Annotated in this window: 28 protein-coding genes; 12 read left to right on the top strand and 16 right to left on the bottom strand. The window is 68.7% G+C overall.

What is annotated here, in order from left to right; translation table 11 throughout:
• Genes AB5J56_RS00240 through AB5J56_RS00220 form a run of 5 tightly spaced genes read right to left on the bottom strand, consistent with a single transcriptional unit; the run spans position 1 to position 4,856 of the window.
• Positions 1-363: a hypothetical protein gene (locus tag AB5J56_RS00240; protein ID WP_369228797.1), complete on the bottom strand. Its 363-nt coding sequence runs from the start codon at positions 361-363 to the stop codon at positions 1-3.
• Entirely contained in the window at positions 360-3,044 is a 2,685-nt protein-coding gene (locus tag AB5J56_RS00235) for an ATP-binding protein (RefSeq protein ID WP_369228796.1), read from the bottom strand. The genes AB5J56_RS00240 and AB5J56_RS00235 overlap by 4 nt, the downstream gene beginning before the upstream one ends.
• Complete coding sequence (locus AB5J56_RS00230) at positions 3,041-3,595, bottom strand: hypothetical protein (RefSeq protein ID WP_369228795.1); 555 nt, start codon at positions 3,593-3,595, stop codon at positions 3,041-3,043. Before AB5J56_RS00230 ends, AB5J56_RS00235 begins: the two co-directional genes overlap by 4 nt.
• Complete coding sequence (locus AB5J56_RS00225) at positions 3,592-3,933, bottom strand: hypothetical protein (protein WP_369228794.1); 342 nt, start codon at positions 3,931-3,933, stop codon at positions 3,592-3,594. Before AB5J56_RS00225 ends, AB5J56_RS00230 begins: the two co-directional genes overlap by 4 nt.
• On the bottom strand, positions 3,930-4,856 hold the full coding sequence (locus tag AB5J56_RS00220) for a conjugal transfer protein (RefSeq protein ID WP_369228793.1): 927 nt from the start codon (positions 4,854-4,856) through the stop codon (positions 3,930-3,932). Before AB5J56_RS00220 ends, AB5J56_RS00225 begins: the two co-directional genes overlap by 4 nt.
• 707 nt (positions 4,857-5,563) lie before the next feature.
• Between AB5J56_RS00220 and AB5J56_RS00215 the strand changes: the two genes are divergently transcribed.
• On the top strand, positions 5,564-7,027 hold the full coding sequence (locus AB5J56_RS00215; protein ID WP_369228792.1) for a helix-turn-helix domain-containing protein: 1,464 nt from the start codon (positions 5,564-5,566) through the stop codon (positions 7,025-7,027).
• 175 nt (positions 7,028-7,202) lie between these two features.
• Positions 7,203-7,451, top strand: coding sequence for a hypothetical protein (locus AB5J56_RS00210; RefSeq protein WP_369228791.1), 249 nt, complete (start codon positions 7,203-7,205; stop codon positions 7,449-7,451).
• 230 nt (positions 7,452-7,681) lie between these two features.
• On the opposite strand, the gene AB5J56_RS00205 is transcribed toward AB5J56_RS00210, so the two are convergent.
• From AB5J56_RS00205 to AB5J56_RS00170, 8 genes are all read right to left on the bottom strand, one after another.
• Complete coding sequence (locus AB5J56_RS00205) at positions 7,682-8,512, bottom strand: winged helix-turn-helix domain-containing protein (RefSeq protein WP_369228790.1); 831 nt, start codon at positions 8,510-8,512, stop codon at positions 7,682-7,684.
• Between the two features lie 903 nt (positions 8,513-9,415).
• A complete protein-coding gene (locus tag AB5J56_RS00200; RefSeq protein WP_369228789.1) occupies positions 9,416-9,541 on the bottom strand; it encodes a hypothetical protein in 126 nt (41 codons plus the stop codon).
• Between the two features lie 111 nt (positions 9,542-9,652).
• Positions 9,653-10,039, bottom strand: coding sequence for a hypothetical protein (locus tag AB5J56_RS00195; protein ID WP_369228788.1), 387 nt, complete (start codon positions 10,037-10,039; stop codon positions 9,653-9,655).
• A gap of 101 nt (positions 10,040-10,140) precedes the next feature.
• On the bottom strand, positions 10,141-10,797 hold the full coding sequence (locus tag AB5J56_RS00190) for a hypothetical protein (protein WP_369228787.1): 657 nt from the start codon (positions 10,795-10,797) through the stop codon (positions 10,141-10,143).
• Complete coding sequence (locus tag AB5J56_RS00185) at positions 10,794-10,994, bottom strand: DUF5999 family protein (protein ID WP_369228785.1); 201 nt, start codon at positions 10,992-10,994, stop codon at positions 10,794-10,796. The genes AB5J56_RS00190 and AB5J56_RS00185 overlap by 4 nt, the downstream gene beginning before the upstream one ends.
• A gap of 61 nt (positions 10,995-11,055) precedes the next feature.
• Positions 11,056-11,547, bottom strand: a complete 492-nt coding sequence (locus tag AB5J56_RS00180; RefSeq protein ID WP_369228784.1) for a DUF6302 family protein — start codon at positions 11,545-11,547, stop codon at positions 11,056-11,058.
• Complete coding sequence (locus tag AB5J56_RS00175; RefSeq protein WP_369228783.1) at positions 11,544-11,963, bottom strand: DUF6415 family natural product biosynthesis protein; 420 nt, start codon at positions 11,961-11,963, stop codon at positions 11,544-11,546. The genes AB5J56_RS00180 and AB5J56_RS00175 overlap by 4 nt, the downstream gene beginning before the upstream one ends.
• Positions 11,960-12,385, bottom strand: a complete 426-nt coding sequence (locus tag AB5J56_RS00170; protein WP_369228782.1) for an ATP-binding protein — start codon at positions 12,383-12,385, stop codon at positions 11,960-11,962. The genes AB5J56_RS00175 and AB5J56_RS00170 overlap by 4 nt, the downstream gene beginning before the upstream one ends.
• A gap of 616 nt (positions 12,386-13,001) precedes the next feature.
• Here AB5J56_RS00170 and AB5J56_RS00165 point away from each other — a divergent pair.
• The 3 genes from AB5J56_RS00165 to AB5J56_RS00155 all read left to right on the top strand — a co-directional run bounded on the left by AB5J56_RS00165 (position 13,002) and on the right by AB5J56_RS00155 (position 14,838).
• Entirely contained in the window at positions 13,002-13,874 is an 873-nt protein-coding gene (locus AB5J56_RS00165) for an XRE family transcriptional regulator (protein ID WP_369228781.1), read from the top strand.
• A complete protein-coding gene (locus tag AB5J56_RS00160; protein WP_369228780.1) occupies positions 13,871-14,398 on the top strand; it encodes a GNAT family N-acetyltransferase in 528 nt (175 codons plus the stop codon). The genes AB5J56_RS00165 and AB5J56_RS00160 overlap by 4 nt, the downstream gene beginning before the upstream one ends.
• Positions 14,399-14,526: 128 nt before the next feature.
• Positions 14,527-14,838, top strand: a complete 312-nt coding sequence (locus AB5J56_RS00155; protein WP_369228779.1) for a recombinase family protein — start codon at positions 14,527-14,529, stop codon at positions 14,836-14,838.
• A gap of 499 nt (positions 14,839-15,337) precedes the next feature.
• On the opposite strand, the gene AB5J56_RS00150 is transcribed toward AB5J56_RS00155, so the two are convergent.
• A complete protein-coding gene (locus tag AB5J56_RS00150; RefSeq protein ID WP_369228778.1) occupies positions 15,338-15,670 on the bottom strand; it encodes a hypothetical protein in 333 nt (110 codons plus the stop codon).
• Positions 15,671-16,182: 512 nt separating this feature from the next.
• Between AB5J56_RS00150 and AB5J56_RS00145 the strand changes: the two genes are divergently transcribed.
• The 3 genes from AB5J56_RS00145 (at position 16,183) to AB5J56_RS00135 (ending at position 17,894) form a co-directional block, all read left to right on the top strand.
• On the top strand, positions 16,183-16,305 hold the full coding sequence (locus AB5J56_RS00145) for a hypothetical protein (protein WP_369228777.1): 123 nt from the start codon (positions 16,183-16,185) through the stop codon (positions 16,303-16,305).
• Between the two features lie 14 nt (positions 16,306-16,319).
• Positions 16,320-16,847 carry a hypothetical protein gene (locus AB5J56_RS00140; protein ID WP_369228776.1) on the top strand — a complete coding sequence of 176 codons (528 nt, stop codon included), beginning with the start codon at positions 16,320-16,322 and terminating at the stop codon, positions 16,845-16,847.
• A 144-nt stretch (positions 16,848-16,991) separates the two neighbouring features.
• Positions 16,992-17,894, top strand: coding sequence for a Ku protein (locus AB5J56_RS00135; RefSeq protein ID WP_369228775.1), 903 nt, complete (start codon positions 16,992-16,994; stop codon positions 17,892-17,894).
• Here the strand turns inward: AB5J56_RS00135 and AB5J56_RS00130 are convergent.
• Positions 17,891-18,280 (bottom strand): DUF6233 domain-containing protein, encoded by a 390-nt coding sequence (locus AB5J56_RS00130; protein WP_369228774.1) that lies wholly within the window; start codon positions 18,278-18,280, stop codon positions 17,891-17,893. The two genes, AB5J56_RS00135 and AB5J56_RS00130, sit on opposite strands and share 4 nt — an antisense overlap.
• Positions 18,281-18,341: 61 nt before the next feature.
• On the bottom strand, positions 18,342-18,617 hold the full coding sequence (locus AB5J56_RS00125) for a hypothetical protein (protein WP_369228773.1): 276 nt from the start codon (positions 18,615-18,617) through the stop codon (positions 18,342-18,344).
• Positions 18,618-18,906: 289 nt separating this feature from the next.
• On the opposite strand from AB5J56_RS00125, the gene AB5J56_RS00120 reads away from it, so the two are divergent.
• The 4 genes from AB5J56_RS00120 (at position 18,907) to AB5J56_RS00105 (ending at position 21,692) form a co-directional block, all read left to right on the top strand.
• Positions 18,907-19,128: a LexA family protein gene (locus AB5J56_RS00120; RefSeq protein WP_369228772.1), complete on the top strand. Its 222-nt coding sequence runs from the start codon at positions 18,907-18,909 to the stop codon at positions 19,126-19,128.
• Positions 19,125-19,322 carry a hypothetical protein gene (locus tag AB5J56_RS00115; RefSeq protein WP_369228771.1) on the top strand — a complete coding sequence of 66 codons (198 nt, stop codon included), beginning with the start codon at positions 19,125-19,127 and terminating at the stop codon, positions 19,320-19,322. The genes AB5J56_RS00120 and AB5J56_RS00115 overlap by 4 nt, the downstream gene beginning before the upstream one ends.
• Positions 19,323-20,070: 748 nt before the next feature.
• On the top strand, positions 20,071-21,132 hold the full coding sequence (locus tag AB5J56_RS00110) for an alpha/beta fold hydrolase (protein WP_369228770.1): 1,062 nt from the start codon (positions 20,071-20,073) through the stop codon (positions 21,130-21,132).
• 68 nt (positions 21,133-21,200) lie between these two features.
• A complete protein-coding gene (locus AB5J56_RS00105; protein ID WP_369242307.1) occupies positions 21,201-21,692 on the top strand; it encodes a nucleotidyltransferase domain-containing protein in 492 nt (163 codons plus the stop codon).
• The last annotated feature ends 311 nt before the right edge of the window (positions 21,693-22,003 follow it).

Here is a 22,003-nt window from a genome sequence, read left to right as displayed (position 1 = left end):
TCAGCGCCGCCTTTGCCCAGCAACGCTCCGGCGCCGCCACACCACCAGGGCAGCCACACCCGCACCGGCGGGCACCAGCCTCCACACGGCACCGGCCATGTCCTGCCGGCCGCCGCCGACGGCGCTCGTGGTCTGCTGGCCGCGCTCGCAGTACGCCTTGGCCGGGCCGACGATCCGGGCACAGGGATCGTGGCGCGCGCTGCGGGTGCCGGCGGCGAAGGCCTGTCCGGTGCGCGGCCACCATGCCTCGGGCAGGGTCACCCCGAGGGTGAGGATGACCGCACCGGCGACGACGGCGATCACCGTGAGGACGCTCGCGGCCACGGCGATGCGCCGGGAGCGGTCCCAGGAAGACGTGGTCATCGAACGTGCTCCTTCGGACGGGCATCCACGGCCGCACCGGCCACCGGCACGGAGGGCGGGGCAGCGCTCGTGCGGCGTCCCGGCGTGGTGGTGATGGAGGCGGTGATGCGCGCGATGCGGGGGATGACGACCTTGATGCGGCCGGTGTTCTGCCGCGGGCAGGCGATGAGGAACTCGCCTTCGCGGCCGAGCTGTCCGACGGGGGACAGGCCGGTGGTCACCAGCCGCACCAGCTCTGGGTCGTTCGGGTCGAGCCCGACGAACTCCAGCCCGCGGCGGGCGCTTTCACCGTTGGCGGTGCGGGCCAGCGCCCGATAGGCCATCAGGCCGCGGTCGGGGCCGAGTTCCTCGGCGTCGTGCGACCCGGCGATCAGCCCGGCGCCGTGCTTGCGGCCGTCGTGGAGGATCTCGTGGACCAGGGCGGTGCCCTCGGCCGACGAGGTCAGCCAGTACAGCTCGTCCAGGACCACGGCGGTGAACCGCTCCGGGTCCTCGAACGCGGTCTGCCGGGCGATCGCCGCGATCAGGTAGAGCACCGCGCGCCCGATCAAGGCTTCGAGGGGCTGCTGGTGCAGGACCTCGGGGTTGTCGAAGGCGGCCTTCGGCGGCAGCTTCAGGCCGGTCGTCGTGATCACGATCATGTCGGAGGCGCCGGAGGCGTTCAGCCGCACCGGCGGCAGCGTCGGGTCGAACACCATGCGGGCCAGCGGGTTGCCGGCTACGACGCGGATGAGACCGGCGAGGGTGGCAGCCGCGTCCTGCCGCTTGCCCGCCTGTGCCCCGGCCATTTCGTCGAGGACCTGAAGGACGCGGTGCATGGACGGGGCGTCGCCGGCGGCGGCCTGTTCGACGGCGTGGTGCAGGACCTCCCCGCCTGTGCTCATCGGGCCGATGCCGAGCTGCAAGGTGAGGTAGGACAGGGCGTAGTGGCGGCCTTCGGGGCCGTCGAACATGCGCAGCGGGTCGATGGACACCTCGGCCTGGGCGGCGTCGATGATCTGGCAGCGGCCCGCGGCCGCGGTGCGGGCGAAGGTCGCCCATTCCCGCACCGGGGTGCGGTCGATACAGATCGCGACTCCGCCGCGCGCCCACACCGCCTCGGAGATCAGCTTTTCCAGGACGCTCTTGCCCGCGCCGAGATCCCCGATGACGCCCATGGAGGCGGAGGCGTCCTGCTTCGGCGCGTCCGCCACGTTGATCATCACGGGGCGGGTGGTGCCGCAGTCCAGGTCGATGCCGAGGAACATGCCGCCCGGGTCGCCCACCTCGCAGGCCGTGAAGGCACCGGAAAGCGCCCAGTCCTCAGAGATCTGATGCTGGGTGAACTCCCGCACCACACCGGGCCGTGCGGTGCCGGGCAGCCCGAGGGTGAACAAGGCCTCCTGCAACCCGGCCGGGCGCACCGCCCGGTAGTCGGCGCCGGACAGCAGCGCGGCCAGGGCCCGGGCACGGGCATCGCAGACGGCGGCGGTCGGCCCCCACACGGTCAGCACCGTCACCGACTGCACCTCGACCTCGACCGACGTGCGGGACAGGCGGGCGTCCAGCTCGCCCAGATCGCGGGCGGCCTCGGTCAGCGAAGCCGGCATGCCGGTGGGGCGGGCGTCGTACTGGTCGGCCTGGTCGATGAGTTCGTTCTTCTTGCGCCGCACCTGATCGCGCGCCTTGTCGGCCGGCACCAGGGTGAGGTCAACCGTGTAGTCGACGGGGAAGTCCAAGGTCTCCAGCTGCGCGAACAGGTCGGCGGCGTCCTGGCTGACGGCAGGCGGGCACTCGGCGAGCGCCAACTGCGCCTGATAGCCCACCCCGGCGTCGCACTCCACCTGCAGCCAGCGCCGCCGCAGCGGCGAACCGGTCTTCAGCCGCCACCAGGCCGTGCGGCCCGACCGGCCGACCCGGTCCGCGCCCGCCAGGTCCTCGGCGTCGTCGAGCGCCCCGATGCCGCCCTCCTGCAGGCGGACCTGGCCGAGGTCGGCGTAGCTGGGGGAGCGCAGCACGCCCTCCCGAAGGTGCCCGCCGTACAGGTCGCTGGTCTCCGCCTCGGTGAGCAGCGGCTCGTCCAGGCCGCGGTGCAGGGCGTGCTGGATCGTCCACACGATCTCCGCCGGGCGGGCCGGGCGGAAGGCGACGCCGCCGGCGAGCGCGGCCTCCACCCGCAAGGCCTGCTCGCGGTAGGCGGTCACCTCACGTCGGGCCACGGGTGCGGCCCGCATGCCCAGCATCGGCGCGACGTCCGCCCACATCGCGCCGAGCGACGCGGTCACCTGCCCGCCGGCGGCATCGTGCTGCAGCGGTACCGCCAGCCACAGCGTGCGGCGGTGCATCTCCTGCCCGCCCAACAGGTCCAGGGTGGCCTCGACGTTCTCCACCCATGGATGCGGGCCGTCGCCGGCCGCCGGCTCACCGGGCTCGATGCCCTCGATCATGCGCAGGGCGATCTCACCGGGGTCGACCTGGGCGCACAGCCCGAACAGGCGCGGCGCCCCCGTCAGCGAACGGACCAAGTGCGTGATCTTCGCGAGCTGTTCGTCGCGGACCGCGGCCGGGACGTACGTGCCCTGGACGGTCTCCTCGCGGCGGCCGCGTGCGTCCGGACCGGGGTGCAGCCGGTAGAGCGCCCACACACTGCCGTGTGTTGACCAGATGAGGTGGCCGGCGATATGACGGATCGGAACCCTCACCGCACGCCCCCGCCCTGCCCGGCCAGCGCGAGCAACTGCTGCACACCCGACACCGCGCCCACCGGCACAGAGGCAGCCGTCGACTCCGTGTGGCGCCGCGGGGTGGGGCTCGGGCGCGGTGCCCGGGCGATCTGCTGCCCAGCCGTGCGAGACGGCGCGGCAGCGAGCGCGGGCGGGTCCTCGATCGTGAAACCGCCCAGCAGGGGACGAGACCCGCGGTCGCGGGCGGCCCGCCCGCCGATCCGCCCTCCACGAGGCTGCCAGGCAAGCAGCAGCCAGCCCAACCCGGCCTGCATCGGGGCGCGCCCGCGGATCTTCGGCCGGCGCACGGCCCAGATCGTCATCAGCCAGGCCACGATCGGGACCGGGCCCATCCACGACCACCAGGCGATGGTCTTGATGAGGAGGAAGCCGCCGATGACGGCGACACCGATCTGTGCGGGGGTGTACGGGCCGAGCGGGATCCGCCAGTCGGCGACCTTGCCCAGCACCCAGGGGTGGCGGCGGGCGGAGGTGTAGAAACGGCCCACCCGCACCGCGGCCGCGCTCACAACCAGCCCCCAGCGCCGGGCGAATGACCACCAGGGACCGGGAGCTCGGACTGGACGATGCCCGGGACGGCGGGTGCGCCCTTGGACGGGTTCTTCACCTCGTCCTCGAACATGTTCGCGAGACTGTTGCGCGAGTTGTACAGACCCAGCGCGATCACCATCAGCAGCAGGGCGCCGATCCCCGCCTTCAGCGAGAATTTCTGGATCATGATGACGACGACGAGCACGAGCAGACCAGCCTGCAGACCCTTGGTCGCCCAGTCCTTGAACATGCTGATCCACGAGTTGCCGAGGTCGTCCAGCTGCCCGGCGAGCATCAGACTGTGCACCGTGGTCACCGGGCACCGCCGTCTGTGGCGGTGCCGGACTCCAGCCCGGCGACTTCCCACCGGCCCGATCGGGCCTTGAGCGCGAGCTCGTACGCCAGCGGCCACCGACCGCCGGCATCGCGGGCCTCCACCCGGACGAGGACACGCACCGTCGTGCCATCGCCCGGCACCTGCTCGGCGGCCGCGGCCACCTCGACAGCGGAGATCTGCTCGACGGCGACCGACGGGTACGGGGCGGGGGAGACAGCCGAGAGGCTCACGCCGGGAGCGAGGTAGCGGCTCACCTCCCCGGCACCCGTCAGGTACGCGGCGAAGAACTCCCCGACTGCGGACGACAGATCACCCTCCGGGACAGCCACGCTGTACGACGACTTCGGGACCTCGGCCCGGGCCGGACCGGCCACCACGCCCGGCGCACCGGTCACCGTGAACGAAGAGCCCGCACCGCCGGCGGAAACCGGCACCGCGTAGTACCGCACCCGTCCGTCGGCGTACTGCGCAGCCACCGTCACCGACCACGCGCCGCCGGTGCGCTGCGCACTGCGCACCGCCGTCACCGACTGAGGCGTCGACTGCGCACCCGTCGGGTCGGGCAGTTCGACGTCCGGCGCGAGTGAGTGCGCAAGCCGCGCCTGCGCACTCGTCGCGTCGTCCGCGCTGCTGTGCAACCACGCGTCGACGAACAGCTGCGCATAGCCGCCCGGATCCGTGGCGGCTGCCGCAGTGCGCACGGAGGTAGGCGGGGCTGGGGTGGCCGCCTCGACCGTGGCCGGGGTGGAGGCGACGGCGACGCACAGGGCGACGGGGCCCGCCGCGATGACGGTCCAGACCGCCAGGCGCGAAAGGCGGACGCGGCGGCGCATCGCCTCCAGCCGGGCGCCGGCCGCCATCTCAGCAGCCTCGCTCGGTGAGGCCTGCTTGCCAGGAGACATGGTCAAACTCCCAGGTCAGAACGGATGTTGCTGACCTCGAGAAAACCCGCCGACCCCGACCCGACCACCGACCACGAGCCCCCGACCACGGTCACGATGAGGACACAAAGCCCATGGTCGGGGCCATGGTCGGCCCGACCATAGCCCCGGACGGCGACCCGGCAGGCCTGAACCGAACATCGCCGAGAAGGTGGTGGGGACGGGGAACTGGCCCAGCGAGACCACGGGATACAGGGGGAGAAGCCGCCGACGGATCGGGCCCGCGCCGGCTCCAGGAAGGAGGCCGTGGAAGACCCGGGTGCGCAGTGCGCACGGTTGTGCCGAGTGCGCAGACCACCGTCGACGACGCCTGCCCGCTGTGCGCAGTCGCCTGCACATGCCGAGTGCGCAGGACCCGGAACTGTTGCGCAGCCGAATGCGCACGGAGCGACGCTGCCGCTGCGCAACCGCGACTGCGCATCCTTCGACGGGCACCGGACGGGCCGTGGTCGGCCCGACCATGAGCCCGACCACGCCAGCCCGCGCATGTTGCCGGATCGTGACCGGTGGTCGGGGGCCGTGGCCGTCAGCCTGGTCGGGGGCGCCGAGTGAGCTGACGGAATGGATCTCGCTCACGTCACCTCACACAGCGGCCCCGGACACCTCGCACCCGCAGGTCCGCTCCACGGCATCGGCGGCCGTGCGCATATGGCGCGCGAGGAAGCACCATGAGCCGCTTCGGGGCAGGGATCCGCCGTGGGGCGATGGCGGCGGACCAGTTCACCCAGATCGCCAACGGCCTGTTCCGCGACCCCAAGATCTCCTTCAAGGCGAAGGGAATCTTCGGCTACATCAGCACCCACCGCGCCGGCTGGCACGTGACGGTCGCCGACCTCGTGCGCGCCGGACCCGATGGACGCGACGCCGTACGCGGCGGCCTGAGCGAACTGCAGCGGTACGGCTACCTCATCCGCGAACAGCTGAGGCACGACGACGGAACGCTCGGTGAGATCGTGTACTCGATCACGGACCGCCCCGCCCCCGACGCCGACCTTGCCCCGGCGGCGGGCTCAGCGTTCGCCTCCGCGCCGGCGAGTGAGGCGCCGCACGGTTTAGGGGCGGGGATTCGCCGTGGGGTGATGGCGGCGGACCAGTTCACCCAGATCGCCAACGGCCTGCTCCGCGACCCACGGCTTTCCTCCAAGGCGAAGGGAATCTTCGGGCTCATCAGCACGCACCGGGACGGCTGGCGGATGAGCGTCACGGACCTGGCGCGCCGCAGCCGCGACGGCGAGGCGGCCGTCAAGAGCGGCCTCAAGGAGCTGGAGAAGCACGGCTTCCTGCTCCGGGAACGTAAGCGCCGCCCCGACGGCACGCTCGGCGCGGCCGCGTACTTCATCACCGATCTGCCCAGCCTGCAAAACAGCAGGTCCGAGCCGATGTCGGGTTTTCCACCGATGGATAACCCGACATCGGTCAATCGCCCCACTAAGAACACCAACAGAAAGAACACCAACAAGCAGAACACCAGCACCGTCCCTCCGTGCGACCGCAGCGACGTCGCGCACAAACCCGAAGGGACGGACCGGCCGCACGCACCAGCGCCCCCGCCGGCTGCGCTCCCGGCGGATGAGATGCATCCGGGGATCCAGCTGCTGCTCGAGATCGGAGCGAGCCGTCCGGAACTCCTGCTGACCGGCAAGGTGCTGACCGATCAGGGCCGCGTGGCCACGGTGATGCTGGAGGCGGGCTGGAGAGCTGAGCAACTGTGTCACGTCATCACCGACCGGCCCCTGCCGCAGCCGGTGCGCACCACGGTCGGCGCGATCATCGCCGCCCGACTGCGGGCCGCTCAGGCCTATCCGCCGCCCGCCATGCTGGACAGCCGTCGCCACCGCGGCGACGTGATGAACGGCGAGCCACAGGGGTGGCCGTCGGCCGAGCGGTCATTCACGGCGTCTGCCGCCCGCACGGTGACCGAGGCCCTGACCTACCGGGCGCTCGTCGAATGCGCCGGCTGCGGTGCTCCCGCAACCGCCCCCGGCGAAGACCTCTGCCCGGCCTGCCTCGGGTGGCCGCTGTGCGGAACCTGCCCGGGACCGACGCCGCGGCGCGCCCACCCCGACGGCGATGGCCGCTGCACCACCTGCGCCACCGTATCGACTCACCTGCTGGAAGGACGCACACCATGACCTCCTCCACACCGCCAGCGGCCGGGAGTGCTCAGCAGTTGAGCCCGTTTGGCCAGCAGCGGCAGCGGTGGGAGAGGAAGAGGTCCCGCGCCGTGCGCGGCGGGCATGTCTGCTGCGGCTCCGGTTGCGCGGCCGGCTGCGAGCCCGTCCTGATCCGTGAACGGACGCGATGGGGGTGGATCGACTGGGCCGTTCCAGCCTGCCCGAACAGCCGCACCGGGTCGCCGTGTTCACCCCGATCGTGACCCGGACCCAGCGCCTGGCCCTGCGCTGGCTGGCCAGGCATCCGGCACACCGGATCCGGCTCGGAAAAGCGAACGTACAGCCAGCCACGGCCGTCGTCACGGCCCTCACCCTGGTTGTGGCCGCCCTTGCGCTCATGCACGGCATCCCTTCGAGCCTCGTGCTGCCGCGGCCGCCGTAGTCCCGCTGCTCATGGAGCACCTGCCTGACCGGCTCGATACCCGCGTCGGCGAGAACGTCCCGGATCGTCGAGGACGAAGCCGCCTGCCGCTACCTGCAGCGCCTCGCCGCTCTGCACGCTGGCCTCGTCCAGGCAGCCGTCAGCGCTGTTTCCGAACCTCCCAGTCCACGCGCCGAGAAGGGGCGAAACTAGCCGAGAAAGCGCTGCTCGCGGGATGTGAGGCGCGGATCTCAAGCGGTGGTCTTGAGGAGGCTGGCGCCCAGCGGGGTTGTGGTGTGGAGGGCGGTGTTGTGGTGGCGGGTGGTGGTGGTCAGCTGGGCGGTGCGTAGAACGGTCGCGTGCTGGCTGGCGCTGGCCGGGGAGATGCCGGTATGGCGGGCGAGTTCGGTAGTGGTGCAGCCGGGATGATGGGCGATGGTCCACAGCACGATGGCCCGGGTGTGGCCGAGGAGCGCGGTCAGGGAGTTGGGGACGGTGCTGAGGACTCGTGCGGTCTCCGTAGGCGGCAGGGCGAGGTCTGTGTTGTTACGGCGGATGGGGTAGGTCAGATACGGCTGGGGTTCGGCGTTCACGCCCAGTACGGGGGATGCGGCCCCGAAGATCGATGGAATCAGCAGCAGGCCGCGGCCGGAGAGATGAATGTCGTCGTCCGCACCGTCGGCCATGGTGAGTTCCAGAACAGGCGGCTTCCACTTGATGTGGCGGGGGTTGAGTTCGGACAACAAGGTGTGGAGTCCGCCGTGGGCGGCCTGACGTCTGCGAAGTGCCTGGTCCGCGGCGCTGAGGGCATCGATGCGCTGCTGGTAGGGAGCGACGACGTGCTGGTGCACGTGGGCTGCGACATCGGTCAACTCCAGCAGCAGCTCTTTGTCGCTGCCGAGCGACTGCGTCCAGGCTGGCACAGGCCGGTGATGGTCGCGGCCGGCCCAGACCTCCATGTCCTTCCGGACACGCGCGGCAGGCATAGCCCGGATCTGATCCAGCGCCTCTCCGATGTTCTCGGCCGCCGGGAGGCCGAGGAAGCCCACCGACCAGCCCGTTGACGGGATCAGATCGAACAACTGCTGCACCCTTGGGGACAAGCGTCGCAACGATTCCCGCCTCCAGGACCCGAACCGGGTCGGATGGCTGCGTTCCTGTAGTTGCCGCAGCGCGATGTTCAGCTCAAGAAATGGACGGGGTGCCTCCGTGAAACGGGTGCGGGCCATGTCCTCAGTGGTGAAGTGGATGCGTAGCGGCATGGCGCAGAGCATGTCCAAGATGTCGTTATTCGAGCTAGGTCAAATCACGTCGATCCTCGATCAGCAGCCCAGCCATCCTTGTCCGGAAGCGAGCACGAACAAGGTCCACCTTTGGCCCTTGGCCGAACGGTCGTGATGAGGGGAAGCTGCGGCCGTCCGACAGCAACCTGTTGGTGCCGCTCCGAGACGGTTTCCAGCAGCGCGTTGGGAACCTGCAATGCACTCGAGAGAAGGGGAAGAGGTCATGCGTAAGCGTGGTTTTCTCGTCAGCATGGCGCTGGGGTCTGCGCTCTTGGTAGGGGGACTCGCTGGGCCTGCCCAAGCCGCACCGGCAACCGCTCAGGTCACCTCTGCGTCGGCGCACGAGAGTACGGCCGTCCCTGCGACAGCCGCGGGATGGTACCTGTACGACTACTACTTCTGGAAGAGCGAGTGCAACTCCCAGGGCAGGATGGGGTACGAGAACCACTGGTGGACCAGGTATGAATGCAAGTTCGGCAGCTGGGTTCCCGGGGACGACTACGAGCTGTGGGTGTACAGCTGATCGAGATCTAATGGTGCCATCTCGTGAGGTTGGTGCCGTGTCGGCAACGGCCATGTCGGAGGGGTAGCGGGGCTCGTGCATCAGGGGATGGGGCCCGGCCCGGGTGGGGAGCGCTGCGGACGCGTGGACCGGGCCCCGGTCTCCTGGAATCTGCGGTGAGCGTCTTGGATGCGACGACGTCAGTGTGGCGGTCGGGCGGCCATCGCGAGGTTCGACTCGATCGCCTTCATCTGGTCGCTGAGATAGCCGGCCCACGTGCTTTTGGGGAACAGGGCCAGGTGCGGGCCGATCGTGTCCGTGATCATCCGACGGAACTGTGTGAGTTTCTCACTGAGCCAGGCCCGTTCCCCTTCCTCCAGTTCGGCCTCGCTCGCGCAGAAGTGATAGCCCAGGTCACGTGTCCAAATGGCGGGCGGTCAGCCGCGTTTGGCGCACAGGTCGCGCAGCATGGCCAGGCCCCGTCTGGTCTGCCAGCGGCTGAGCTCGCAGGAGCCCATCAGCTGTCCGAGCGTCATGCCGACGGGCGCGACCTCGAACAGGGCAGTGCGGATCAGGTCAGCATGGCGCTCCGCGGCCGGGGAGCGCTTGGCCACGGCTACTCTCCTCGCAACAGGCGGGCGAGTTGCGCGTGGACAGGTAGGGAGTCGCTGTCGGGGGTCGGGCAGCCGGAACCCGACGCCGATGACTTCACTGGCGTCGTTGCCGCGGGCGGTGATGTGGTGCTCGGCGTTGTTCGTAGCCAGTTGCAGCAAGGCGAGGTATGCGCCTTCGATGCTGCGGAAGGTGGGTGCGGTGAGCACCATCTCTCCAGGTCAGCGGGCAGCCGTTGGGGCGGCTGTGGGACGGGGCTGTGCCGGAGCCGTCCGATGGTCCGGCGTGTGGCTCCGGACGGCCGGGCGGCGGTCTAGGTGGCCGGCAGGAGGTCGTCCAGGTCCATGACGGTGAACGCCCGCAACGTGCGCACGAGTTGGGAGGCGAGGAACCACCGCAGGGCGGGGTCCCCGTAGGGAACGGGGACGTCGTTGCCTGCTAGGACTTGAACGCCGTTGCCGGAGTACGCGTGAGGCGTGCCGATGACTCCGTACAGGGGTGCGCTCTGCGCCAGCAGCGCGACGCTCCCGTGTTCGGCGAGGTAGGGGCACCGCTTCGCGGCCATGTGCGCGTGTCGTCGGCAGACCGGAGGCTGAGCGGTCCGAACCGTGGTGCTCGACGTGGGCACGCCGTCCTTCTTGCTCTCCAAGAACAGGATTCCGTCGGGAGTCCGGGCGTCGCCGACGCACACCTGGCACCGGAGCTTGAGCATGGTCTCGCGCTGTCGCGCGGGGTGGACCAGGCGCCATTTCGGCTCACCGGCCGGCAGCCCGTCGTCTCCGATGGACTGGGAAACCCGGGACCACAGGACGCTGCGCACGTCGCGGTCTTCCCTGGTCTCGTCCCAGTAGCCCAGGCGTGCAGCACCGGTGCGGTCGAAGGCGGCGCGCAGGGAGAGGAAAGAGTCGGCCTCTTCACCCTCGCGGGCGGTGATGTAGGGGACCAGGCAGCTTCTCGGCAGCGTTTTCACGCTGCTGCTCCCGTAGCGACAGTGGGGCGGTGCGGGGCGACGATCGTGCCGTTGGGCAGCAACTCGCCGGTGTCGTCGAAGAGCAGGACGCCGTTGCACAGCAGCGTCCATCCCTGAGCCTCGGCGCGTGCCAATGGCTTGGCCGCTTCGCGATCCGGCTGTTCCGCTGTGGGGCAGGTGGGCGTGTGCTGGCACATGCGTGTCGCTCTTCCTGTCGGTCGTGCGGTGGGGGATGGGGGTGCCCTCTTCGGCGGGTGCCTACGGAGCCGCGGGGGAGCGGAGAAGGGCCGCCGAAGAGGGCGTTTGGGGGCCGCGCGGGGTGCTGGCGCGGCGGTTCGTGAACCGGGCTATCGCGTCTTCGCTGTAGCCGTAGAAGCGCCCGAGGGTGACGTCATCGCAGTCACCCCAGAGCGTCGGCGGTCTCTCGCCCCACTCGACGACGTGGCAGGTGTCCGGGTAGGGCGACCACCGCAAGCGTGGGTCGGGGAAGCCGGGCTGCTCCAGGAGGACGTCACGGACCCGGAGCCCGAAGCAGAGGCACGTGACGGGGAAATACCCGCCTCGTCGCGAGCCCCCGACAGGCACAGCGAGGAACGGCATGCGCAGCGTTCGCACGGCGATGCTCTTGTCCAAGAGCCAGGCGTCGGCGATGCGCTGCTCGTAGTAGTAGAAGTCGTACGCGTCTTGCGGAGCGGCCATCACCGTGGCGGTCACCCCGGGGTGCTTGGCGGCGTTGGGGTCGTGTGTCACTGGGCCCCCTTGATGTAGCGGGCCTCGATCAGCTTCTCGACGAGATCGGAGGTCACGAAGGCGAGACGGCGGGCGAGAGCGACGGCTTGCTGGTGATTGGCCGGCGTCGGCTCAGCCCGCAGGGGAAGTCCACGCTCGATGAGCCCGACCATCTCGTCGGTAGGCGGGTACTTCGCGTCAGCGACAGTGATGTCACTGAGCTGCTTCAGGTGGCCGCGGAGGCGTTCCACCAGCGCCGCGGTCGTGGCCACGGGCGGGGGCTGGTTGCCGATCGCCGTGTCGAGGTCGTCGAAGATCTCCTCGACGTCGAGCGGCTTCCACACTATGACCCGCGCGAGGACGAACTTCAGGCCGTCCGCGTCGAGCGGGGGTGTCCACTTCTCGGCCCGGCACTCAGGGGCCGTTGTGGCGCTCACTGGCTTGTCCCTGTCGGCGCTTTGATTACGGCCCAGGTGACCTTGCCCCAGTGGTGCGTGTCGTAGCCCCACCGCCAACTCAGCGCGTGGACCAGGTGCAGGCCTCTGCCGCATTCGGTGTCGTCGGTGGCCTTCTTCATGCGCGGAGCGACCTGTGATCGGTCGGAGACCCCAATGCGAACGGAGCTGTCGACCCGACGCTCGATGACGACCTGCGTCAGGGGGGTCTCAGTGTGGTCGACGGCGTTCGTCAGCAGCTCCGACACGATGATCTCTCCGCAGTCGCCCAAGTCGTCCCCCATCCCCCAGGCGACCAGCGCGCTGGAGACGAGAGCGCGAGCGCGACTGACGGACTCGGGAACGCATGGCAGCTCCGCGGTGTAACCGGGGGCCCCGGTCGCATTCGGTTTTGCGGCGGTCACGGTCACGAGGTTCCCTCCGGCGTGGGGTGCCCGGCCCTGACGGGGGAAGCAGGGCCGGGCTCTCCTCCTGCCGCCGTGCCGAACTCGATCCGGCGGCTGATAGCCAGTCAACGAGCCTTGGGCGGAGGGCAACAGGAAGAGTTCCGGTTTCGTGCACGCCCACCAACCGGAAGACTTTACGTTCGCCTTGCCCAAGATCTGGGCAACAGAGTGACGGTGCTACTACGTTCGGTACATGAGAGCGAACCTCATCCTTCAGAGCCGGATGGATCAACTCGGCCTCACACAGGATGAGTTGGCCGCTCAGCTCAATAGGGCACTACAAGAGATCATCGGTCGACCAGGGGAGATTTCGTCGCGAACGGTCCGCAACCTGCTCAACGGGTCAAGTCGACGTCCAATCGGCCGCACTTGCGCAGCACTTGAGCGTGTGTTCGGCTGCCCCGTGGCGGACTTAGGGTTCAGCGCACCCAGCTCCATGCAACACCCCCCGGAGGACCCCTTGCGGCGTCGCGACTTCATGCTTTCCACTACCGGAACGGCAGCCGCCGCCGTCCCCATCGCCAAACAGCGCCGATCAGTGGGCATGACAGATGTAGCTCGGGCCGCAGTCGGCATGAACCAGCTCGTGGAGGCCGACGACCGTCAAGGCGGCCACAAGTCCCTGGCGACCGCGGCCCTCGAAGGCCGTGCCGAGGTGCTGAATCTCCAGCAGCGGAACGCCAGCGAGCGCGTGCGCCGCGCCCTGTATGCACTTGCCGCCGAGTACACCACCATCGCTGCCTGGTCATGCATCGACCTGCGCGACCTGGACACGGCCCAGAGGCATCTCCATCAGTCGACGACGTTCGCCGGCCTCTCTCAAGACCCGCCCACGGTGATGCGCGTGTGGATCAACATGGCCATGCTCGCCTACCAGCGGAAGAACTGGCCGGAGCAACTCGCAGCAGCACAGGCGGCCAACGCCTCCCCCGCCGCTCGCAGGGACCCGTTCTTCAGCTCCATGAGCCGCCTCCGACTCGCCCTAGCCCACGCGACACTTGCAGACCCACAGGCCGCCAAGAGAGCCCTTGGCGCGGCGCAGGAAACCCTTCAAAAGGCGGGCGAGGACGAGCGCCCCCGGTGGACCGCGTTCTACGGGCCGGCCGAACTCAATCACCTCGCGGCCATCATCCTCAACCACAACGGACAGTCTGCAGAAGCCGAGGCAACGGCACACCGTGCCCTGGCCAAGATCCCGGCAGGGTTCCAACGCAACCGCGCCTTGACCACGTGTCAGCTCGCGCTCGCGCTGCTCCGGCAGGGAGAGCCAGAGCAGGCCACGGCAACCGCGGCCACCGTCTTCACGATCATGGACGGCGCCCCATTACCTGGACGAATGCGCACCCTGATCGGAGACTTCCACCGAGACTTGCTCCGGCTGGCGCCGTCCACGACGTACGCCCGCAACTGGGCAGACCGTATGCGAGATGAATGGAGTCGAGCGTGACCAGGGTGATCGACCTGCGGCACTACGGCCAGGGAAGCCTTTCGGAAGGCTTCAAGCAGATGCTGATCGACGTGCACGCCGACGCCTACGCCGAGGCTATGGACGACGAGTTCAACCAGCGGTTCCCCTGGTTTGTTGATCACTGGTCAGGGATGAACGGCTTCACCTGCGTCGTCGCCTTCGACGGAGACGAGCCGACCGGCTTCGCCTACGGCGCACCGCTTCAGCCGGGCCGCGAATGGTGGCGCTCCACCGAGTTCGAGCCGAACAACGGCTACACCGAGACCTACGCCGTCTCCGAGGTCATGGTGCGCCCGCAGTGGCGAAAGCAGGGCATCTCAGATCGCCTGCACGAGGCGCTACTGAAGGAGCGCGACGAGGATCTTGCCGTACTCCTGGTCGACGTGACCCACCCGAAGGTCCGAGAACTGTACGAGACGTGGGGCTACGAAAAGGTGGGCGAACAGCGGCCGTTCGCCGACTCGCCGGTATACGCGGTCATGGTGAAGAAGCTCCACCTCTGAACGACCCCGCCCTCGCGCGGAAACGCGGGGACGGACTGATCAATTCGCCTCGGACGACGCCGCGGAACGCGCCTCCGCAACTGCTGCTCGGGCGGGGCGTCTTTGCCCAGCTGGACCGCGGTATGGCCGTGGCCAAGCTCCGCCGCGGCCGCCGCATCAAGGGCGAGAAGGGCCAGTACGCCTACGGCGCCCCGCCGTACGGCTGGCAGGCCCACAAGAAGGAACTGACCGAGGACGAGATGGAGCAGGCCGGCCGTGCCCGTGCCCGCCAGCTTCGAGATGAAGACGAGCTGTCCCTCCGTGAGATCTGCGCAGCACTCGAAGCCGAGGACATCCGACCCAAGCGCGGGGAACGCTGGTACCCGGAGACCGTCCGTCGGATGCTCGCCAATCCGACCGATAGGCCGCCGACTCTGCACCGACGGGAGCGCAGCGTCTGAAGACCCCTGCAGCGGACTCATGAACGCTGACCGTTGCCGCCGCGCCGACGCTCTCGGTACGCCTTCTGACGGCAAGCGTTCGAACAGTACGCACGGGGGCGACCTTCCGCTATCGACCGACCTGACGAGGGTCGAGAGTGGAAGTAGGCCTGACCGCATTGGCGACACTTGGGAGCGAACCTCTCCTCCAGTCGCCATTCCCGAATCAGATCACGCAGCCCACCATCGATCAGGACAGCTTCACCAAGGGAGTCAAGGTGATCCCGCACGGAGACGGCTCGCGACGGATGGCGTAGGGAAGAGGCGCCCCGGCCGATCAACCATCTCGCCATTTCAGGCGTCGTACCGAGTCGCTGGGCTATCAGTTCATCGCTCGCGCCGTAGAGCACCCGCGCCAGGAAGGCGGTGGCTTGCTGCCCGTCCAGGCTCCTCAGCACCTCGGCCAGCCCGACAATGCGCTCTACTCGGAGACGGTGCTCAGCGCCTCGCCAGAACCCGCTCACGGCCCCTCCTGCTGCGCCAGAGGTTTGGCACCGTCTGCCTCACCTTGGATCAGGACCACCGTTGGTTTCTCCTGGTCCGGACCCCCCTCCTGCGTCTGTGGGAGCGCCGGCGGAGGCGTCGGCTTCCCCCACGGCAGGAAGCCGCACAGTGCCGAAATCACATGGGCCAGTCCGAGAAGAGCGGCGGGGAGATCAGCCAGATCAACCCGGCGGATCACACACCATGCCACGATCGCGACGAGCGACAACATGGCCACCAGCACGGCAACGACGCAGAGCGCCATCCAGACTGGCACGCCGAACAGGTCGGCGGGAGCAAGAGCGGACAACAAGGTTGGGCCTCCGGGAACGACAAAGGCCCCCGGAAGGTGAATCCGGAGGCCTGGTGGGAAAAACAAAAGGGCCCCAGTTCTCAACCGAGAACGAGAGCCCCAACAAAAAACGACGCACTGGTGGCGTCGCGCAGCTAGGGTCCCACACCCTATGACGGCCCGTCAAGCCTCCGTCGTGCCACCCCTGTTTCCGCAGGTCAACACATTCTTGTACCTCTTGAGGGGGCTTTGGCGCAGAGTTTCGTAACGCTTCCTGCCGGGCCCCCGGAGGCCAACACTCCCGCCCGACGAGCCGCCAGGGTCCGGGCTTGGTGGTGCTCGAACAATCACAGGCAGCGCACCGCGTCCACCTATGAACCTGGGGGCAGAGCGGGCTCGACCCCGAGTCGGTCGGCGACGTCCTCACCCGCATCGGCCCCCGCGCCGAGCTCGACATCCGGCCCACCGGCCACAGCCCCCGCCGCGGCCTGGTCACCGAGTCCTCCCGCGCCGGCAACCCCGACGCCGTCATGGAGAAGCAGGGCGGATGGGCCCCCGGCTCCAAGGTCATGCGCCGCTACTGCGAGGAAGACGACGGCTTCCGCGAGAACGCCCTGTACGGCGTGCTGGAGGACCGCCCTACTCCGGCATGAGAGAGGGTCGGTCCATGGACGCAGGATTGGCCGCCGTCATTGCGGGGGCATCAGGGGCGGGCGGTGCGGCACTGGCCGCATGGGCAACCGGACGGGCCATGGTCCGCCAGGCCCGCGTGGAGGCAGAGAACGGCTTCGGCCAGTGGCTCAGGGAACGCCGCCAGGACGCCTACGCAGGCCTGCTCAGCGCCGGCGACGCCGTGCACGATGCGTTGAACGCCATTGTCGGCCACGGGTACGGGGTCTTCCCTCTGCCGCCCGATGAACTGCGGGCGGCCTGGCGCGCGGTGAACCAGGCGCTCAACGCCGTCGATCGGGCCGCCCGTACGGCAGGAGTGGTGGGCCCTCCCGGCATCCAGGAGAAGGGGTTTGCCATGCGCGAGGCGCTCTACACCCTGGTGAACCTCTGGCGTAATCCGGTGAATCCACCCGCCGACCAGCGCGCCATCGCCCACGCCGCCGCCACCCAGGCCTGGGAGGAGTCCACAGCGGTCTACCTGGTGCAGGTGGAACGGGTCATGCAGACGTTCGACGGCGACTAGCCGAGCCTCCCCGGCCCTGCTCGACGATCTCCCAGCAGGTAGGGCGGGGCAGGCAGCCGTGCGGCTGGTCGCTCTTGCGCGCATGCCGGACCGTTCCGCCGCTCATAGGCTGGCCTTCTCGGGGCACGTCGCGGAGGTCCTGCCATGCCCCGAACCATCTGGTCAGGCGCCATCTCGTTCGGTTTGGTCACAGTACCGATCCATGTGGTGAGCGCCACCGAGGACCACTCGATCCGCTTTCACCAGTACCACCTTGAGGACATGGGCCGGGTACGGGTGCGCAAGTTCTGCGAAGTGGAGGACCGGGAGGTCCGCGGCGACGAAATCGGCAAAGGCTACGAGCTGTCGAAGGACCAGGTCGTCGCCGTGCTGGACGAGGAGCTGGGCGAGCTGCCCTTGCCCACCGCGAAGGCCATCGAGCTGGAGGCGTTCGTGCCGGCCGAGTCCATCGATCCGATCCGGGTGGGGGAGGGCTACTACCTGCAGCCGGACGGGCAGGTGGCGGCGAAGCCGTACACCCTGCTGCGGAAGGCCCTGGAGCGGAACGCCAAGGTGGCCGTCGCGAAGTACGCCTGGAGCGGGCGGGAGCGGCTGGGACTGCTGCGGGTCCGTGACGATGTGATCGTCCTGCACGCCATGAAGTGGGACGACGAGATCCGCGACCCCGCCGAGCTGGCGCCCGAGGCGGTCGAGCTGACCGACGAGGAGGTCGCGGAGGCGCAGCACCTCATCGACCGGATGACCCGCGACGACCTCGAAGGCGACGAGTTCGTCGACCGCTACACGGACGCCCTCGCCGAGGTGATCAAAGCGAAGCGGGAGGGCGAAGCGCTGCCCGAGTCGTCCGAGCCGGAAACGCCGAAGGGAGAGGTCGTCGACCTGATGACCGCCCTACAGGAGTCCGTCGCCAAGGCGCGTCAGTCGCGGGGCGAGGACGCCACCGTCCATGACATGCCGAAGAAAACCGCGGCCACGAAGACTGCGAAGACGCCCGCCAAGAAGACGACGAAGAAGGCTGCGGCGAAGAAGCCGAAGCGCAGCGCCTAATCCAGCACCCCGAGCTCGGTATCGGGACGGCAGTGCGGGCAGGCTTCGACACCGTCGGTGAGCGCCCGCAGCGCCTGCTCCCGCGCCACGCCCTTGGAACGCTTCCCCGCCATATGGCATCCACCGACGTGCACGTACACGGCGGGCCCCTCGCCGATACCCCGCTCGATCAACCAGTCCGGCGCGGGCGGCCGGGCGTCGACGCCGCGCTGCCGTTCGGCCTCCAGCTTTTCGGCTGCTGCGATCTGCTGCCGGACCCTGTCGAGGTTGAAGGCCAGCCAGATCTCCAGGGTTCGAAGTCGGGGCAGGTCGGTGTGACTGAGCGTTTCACTTGGCGGATGAGTGCTTGAGTCGGCGGGGCAGCGGGCGGCTGGGCCGCAAGACAAGGTCGGGCTTCTATGTGTACGCCTGACCGGTGTCCGGCGGCCCGCCGTCACCTGCTCGTTCTCACTGCTGCCGCTGGGGCCAGAAGTAGTACGAGTCGAACGGGCCGCCGCTGACATGGACCAGCGTGGCGAAACCGCTGCTGGCCGCCGTTTCGGGTGACCGGAGGTTTCTGGCGTCGACGCAGATGCCGTTCACCTTGTACTCGGGTTCGAGACGCGATCTGAAGAACGTCTCCGGGTCCTCTCGCAACGCGTCCCAGTCCTCTTTGCCGACTTTCACCTCGAAGACCTCAAGGGACTGCGAGGAAATCTCGCTCTTCCGGGTCACCATGGTCATGGTTCTGCTCCCTGTAGCTGCGTGGACTCCTTCACAGCCTGAGGGTGCGGGGTTCATCGGCAACTTGGGCGCGGCGTTCCTGGGCCATGGGAGTAACGCCGGGCAACCGGCTGCAGCTCGCCGACAGCGGCCTCGCCACCTGCATCGATGAGCACATCCTCGCCAGATGAATCGCTCACCCGCCAACTCAAGCACTGATCCGCCAAGTGAAACGCTCAGTCACAGTCGGGCGGGAGGTCGTTCACCCTTCCAGCTTGCCCAATATTCGAACGCATGCTCTAGTCAATGTATGGGGCACCACAAGGTCGACTACCTCACCGACATTCAGGAACGCGTCCTCGCCTGTATCCGCGAGCACATCGCTGAGGACGGCGAGGCGCCGACCGTCGCCGAGATCAGCGTCGGCGTGGGCCGTAGCGTCGGAGCCGTCCACTACCAGCTGCGCGAGCTGGAGGCGAAGCACGCGATCGCCCTGGAGCCTCGCCGGGCGCGCGGGATCCGGCTCACGTGAACCCGGATCGCTACCGCCTCACCCTCACCTCCGGCGACCGTCCGGTCATGCAGGGCTGGTGGGCGCACCTCGCGACCGCCGAGCGGAAGTACCTCGGCTGGATCGGCGAGCACGGCAGCGTCGAAAGCGCCTGCGTCACCCTCATCGACACGGCCGACGGAAGGGATATCCGCAGCTGGCCGAGCGAGCCGTAGCCCTCTGTCGTCTTGGCGAGCATGGGCAAGAGCGCTGCTGGCGTCCGTCCGTACCGAGGGACCGTCGAATGAGTGCGTAGCGTCGTTCCAGGGCGCCCAGGGGCCGTAATCTCCGTCGGGGTCCGGTGCGCCGTCCGCCTGGCCGTAGCTGGGCCGCACGCCGTACTCCTGCCGTCACGACCGAAGCTGCGTGAGGAGACCGCACCGTCCGTCTGTGGCTGTGGGGGAGCAGCTGCTGCCGCGCAGTAGCTGAGGCCGTCGGACCGCACACGACCAGGTCGTGCGCGACACCGTGATGGACACCCCGGGTGTCCGCCAGGTCCTCGCCGCGACCGCATTGCAGATCCGGAGCTACCTCGCCGGACCGACGGCCGCGCCGGTCACCGTGGCCACGTAGTGCGCCGGCGGACGTCACAGAGCTGTGGGCCGGACTAGCGGGCGACACGCCGTGTAACTCGGCGACCGCCGATCGGAGGGTCGCACCACCCCATGGGCCTAGGCCGGCGGCCGTGCTGTGGCGCCGGGCGCGCAGCCTTCCGATGCTGGCTCAAGGGGGCATGAGCTCCCGACCAGGCGCACGGAACGGATGATTCCCATGGGCTGGGACCGGCGGCCACGTCCATTGCCAAGGCCATTGTCAGGGTGGATTGGGCCGGTTTTTTGGCCACCATGGTCATGGTCTTGGCCAAGCGTCGTTTTCGACCACGAGGTCACCCACACGTCCACCGTTCCCGCGAACAAGAAGGAGGTGGTCAAGCTCTTCGTACGGGAGCGGAAAACCGTGCCCTGGTGGACCGGAGCGGTACGCAAACCCGTGCTCATGCTTCACGGCAGGAGTTCTCCGGTGCTCGCCGGCTTCGATCTCCAGTACAAGACGTACGGCTGGGCCGAGGCACTGGCGCAGGCCGGTTACGACGTCTTCTTGATGGACCTCCAGGGCGCCGGGCGGTCACCTCGTCCCGAGATGGGCTCCCCGTGCAACCTCAGCGACCTCGACCAGAAGCTGCTCATTCCACGGCCGCCGGGCTTCACCCCGTGCAGCCCCAGCTACCCGTTCCAGCTGAACAACTCCGACAGCGACCAAGCCGAGCTGCACACCGTCGTGGAGTACATCAAGCAGGAATGCAAGGTGGAGCAGGTCGCCTTCGTCGGCTGGTCCGCGGCCGCGTTGACGATGGGACCCTACGCGGTCCAGCATCCGGAGAACGTGGAGAGCATGTTCCTGCTGGCGCCGATCTTTCCGCCCAAGGCCACGTCGACCCCACCGAGCCCGCCGCCGCTTCCGGGGTTTCCGATGTCCCTCGGTGCGAGACCGGGCCTGGAGAAAGATTGGAACACCGAGCTGCGCTCCCTAGACCAGCGGGAACCCGGCATGGTGGAAGTGGTGTGGGCGGCGTTCATGGACAGCGACCCGGTCGGCCGCACCTGGGGGCCGCCGGAAGGCCTGAACCGCATCAGGAGCTTCGTCCGGTGGGGATGGAACGAGACGACCGCGGGGCAGGGCGGGGTCCTCGGCGGAAGCGTGCCCGTGCTGATTGTGGACGGGGAGCACGACAGGACGGCGAACACGACGCCGCCGAGCTCGAATGCGGAGCTCAACTTCTCGGTCCGCGCGCTGTACGACGCAATCACCGGACCTCACAAGCTGATGGTCAAAGCACTCGGTACCGGACACCAGATGCCTTGGGAACGCCAGCACAAGAATCTGCACGACCTGTCGGCGCAGTGGATCAAGGACCGGCAGGTCGACAGCAAGACCACGGGCGTCTTCGTCATGGACGAGAACGGCGTGACCAGCCCGGCCCCGTGAGACTGTCCTGACGGGCCAAAGGAAATCATTCGTTGCCCGAGGCGGGCGCTTCTAGCCTGCATCGGGTGATGAAGGCCGATGACGTGTTGTTCGTCCTGGCCCTGTTGCGGCGGGCGAAGGTGGATGTCTGGGTCGGTGGAGGATGGGGGATCGATGCTCTGCTCGGTGAGCAGACCCGGGACCATCGCGACCTGGACTTGATGCACCGGCAAGACCAGGAAGCCGCTGCGTTGGCGGCCCTCTCTGCGGAAGGTTTCGTGGAGAGCCTGGACCGGAGGCCCATCCGATTTGTTATGACGGCCCCGGACGGGCGAGATATTGACCTTCACCCGCTGGTCTTCTCCGACGACGGCTCAGCGGTGCAGGCGTCACCCGATCCGCAGCGTCCTTTCGTCTATCCCTCCGCGTGCTTCGTGACGGGGACCGTTCAGGGGACGCCCGTCCCGTGCTTGTCCGCCGAGCAGCAGGTCTACTTCCACCAGGGATACGAACCATCGGAACGTGATCGGCACGACATGGCGCAGCTCCGCCGCGTCTTCGGGATCGCCACGCACTTTTGACCCAAGTCGTTGGGCCGAGGCTCTTTCGAAGACCGATCAAGGAAGGAGGTCCGAGCAACCCGAGGCGGTGTCACACCGACATTCTCGAACCCACGGAGCAGGAACTGCTGTCAGAACTCATCGGCACACGCTGTTCCTGTCCATCGGCAAAGCCACTCCAGCGGCGCGGCGACATTGCCGGTGAGCTGCTCGGCCTCGGCAAGCTCGCGTAGGGCGGCGGTGGTGAGGCGGGCGGTGGACGGCGCGTCCCAGGGCCAGGCTGAATCGTCTGCCTTCCAGCCGGGCCTCCGTGCCAGAACCGGATGAACAGC

It is taken from the genome of Streptomyces sp. R21 (assembly GCF_041051975.1).
Taxonomy (GTDB): domain Bacteria; phylum Actinomycetota; class Actinomycetes; order Streptomycetales; family Streptomycetaceae; genus Streptomyces.
The sequence above is the reverse complement of the archived record's forward strand: the minus strand, read 5'-3'. Positions and strand labels throughout refer to the sequence as shown.

Excerpts from the sequence above, each read along its gene's own strand:
- AB5J56_RS00140 (WP_369228776.1), top strand. The coding sequence starts at position 16,320 with ATGGACGCAGGATTGGCCGCCGTCATTGCGGGGGCATCAGGGGCGGGC.
- AB5J56_RS00220 (WP_369228793.1), bottom strand. The coding sequence starts at position 4,856 with ATGTCTCCTGGCAAGCAGGCCTCACCGAGCGAGGCTGCTGAGATGGCG.
- AB5J56_RS00145 (WP_369228777.1), top strand. The coding sequence starts at position 16,183 with ATGGAGAAGCAGGGCGGATGGGCCCCCGGCTCCAAGGTCATGCGCCGC.
- AB5J56_RS00125 (WP_369228773.1), bottom strand. The coding sequence starts at position 18,617 with ATGACCATGGTGACCCGGAAGAGCGAGATTTCCTCGCAGTCCCTTGAG.
- AB5J56_RS00165 (WP_369228781.1), top strand. The coding sequence starts at position 13,002 with ATGAACCAGCTCGTGGAGGCCGACGACCGTCAAGGCGGCCACAAGTCC.
- AB5J56_RS00215 (WP_369228792.1), top strand. The coding sequence starts at position 5,564 with ATGAGCCGCTTCGGGGCAGGGATCCGCCGTGGGGCGATGGCGGCGGAC.
- AB5J56_RS00200 (WP_369228789.1), bottom strand. The coding sequence starts at position 9,541 with ATGATCACGGACACGATCGGCCCGCACCTGGCCCTGTTCCCCAAAAGC.
- AB5J56_RS00105 (WP_369242307.1), top strand. The coding sequence starts at position 21,201 with ATGAAGGCCGATGACGTGTTGTTCGTCCTGGCCCTGTTGCGGCGGGCG.
- AB5J56_RS00135 (WP_369228775.1), top strand. The coding sequence starts at position 16,992 with ATGCCCCGAACCATCTGGTCAGGCGCCATCTCGTTCGGTTTGGTCACA.
- AB5J56_RS00185 (WP_369228785.1), bottom strand. The coding sequence starts at position 10,994 with ATGTGCCAGCACACGCCCACCTGCCCCACAGCGGAACAGCCGGATCGC.
- AB5J56_RS00195 (WP_369228788.1), bottom strand. The coding sequence starts at position 10,039 with ATGGTGCTCACCGCACCCACCTTCCGCAGCATCGAAGGCGCATACCTC.
- AB5J56_RS00120 (WP_369228772.1), top strand. The coding sequence starts at position 18,907 with ATGGGGCACCACAAGGTCGACTACCTCACCGACATTCAGGAACGCGTC.
- AB5J56_RS00240 (WP_369228797.1), bottom strand. The coding sequence starts at position 363 with ATGACCACGTCTTCCTGGGACCGCTCCCGGCGCATCGCCGTGGCCGCG.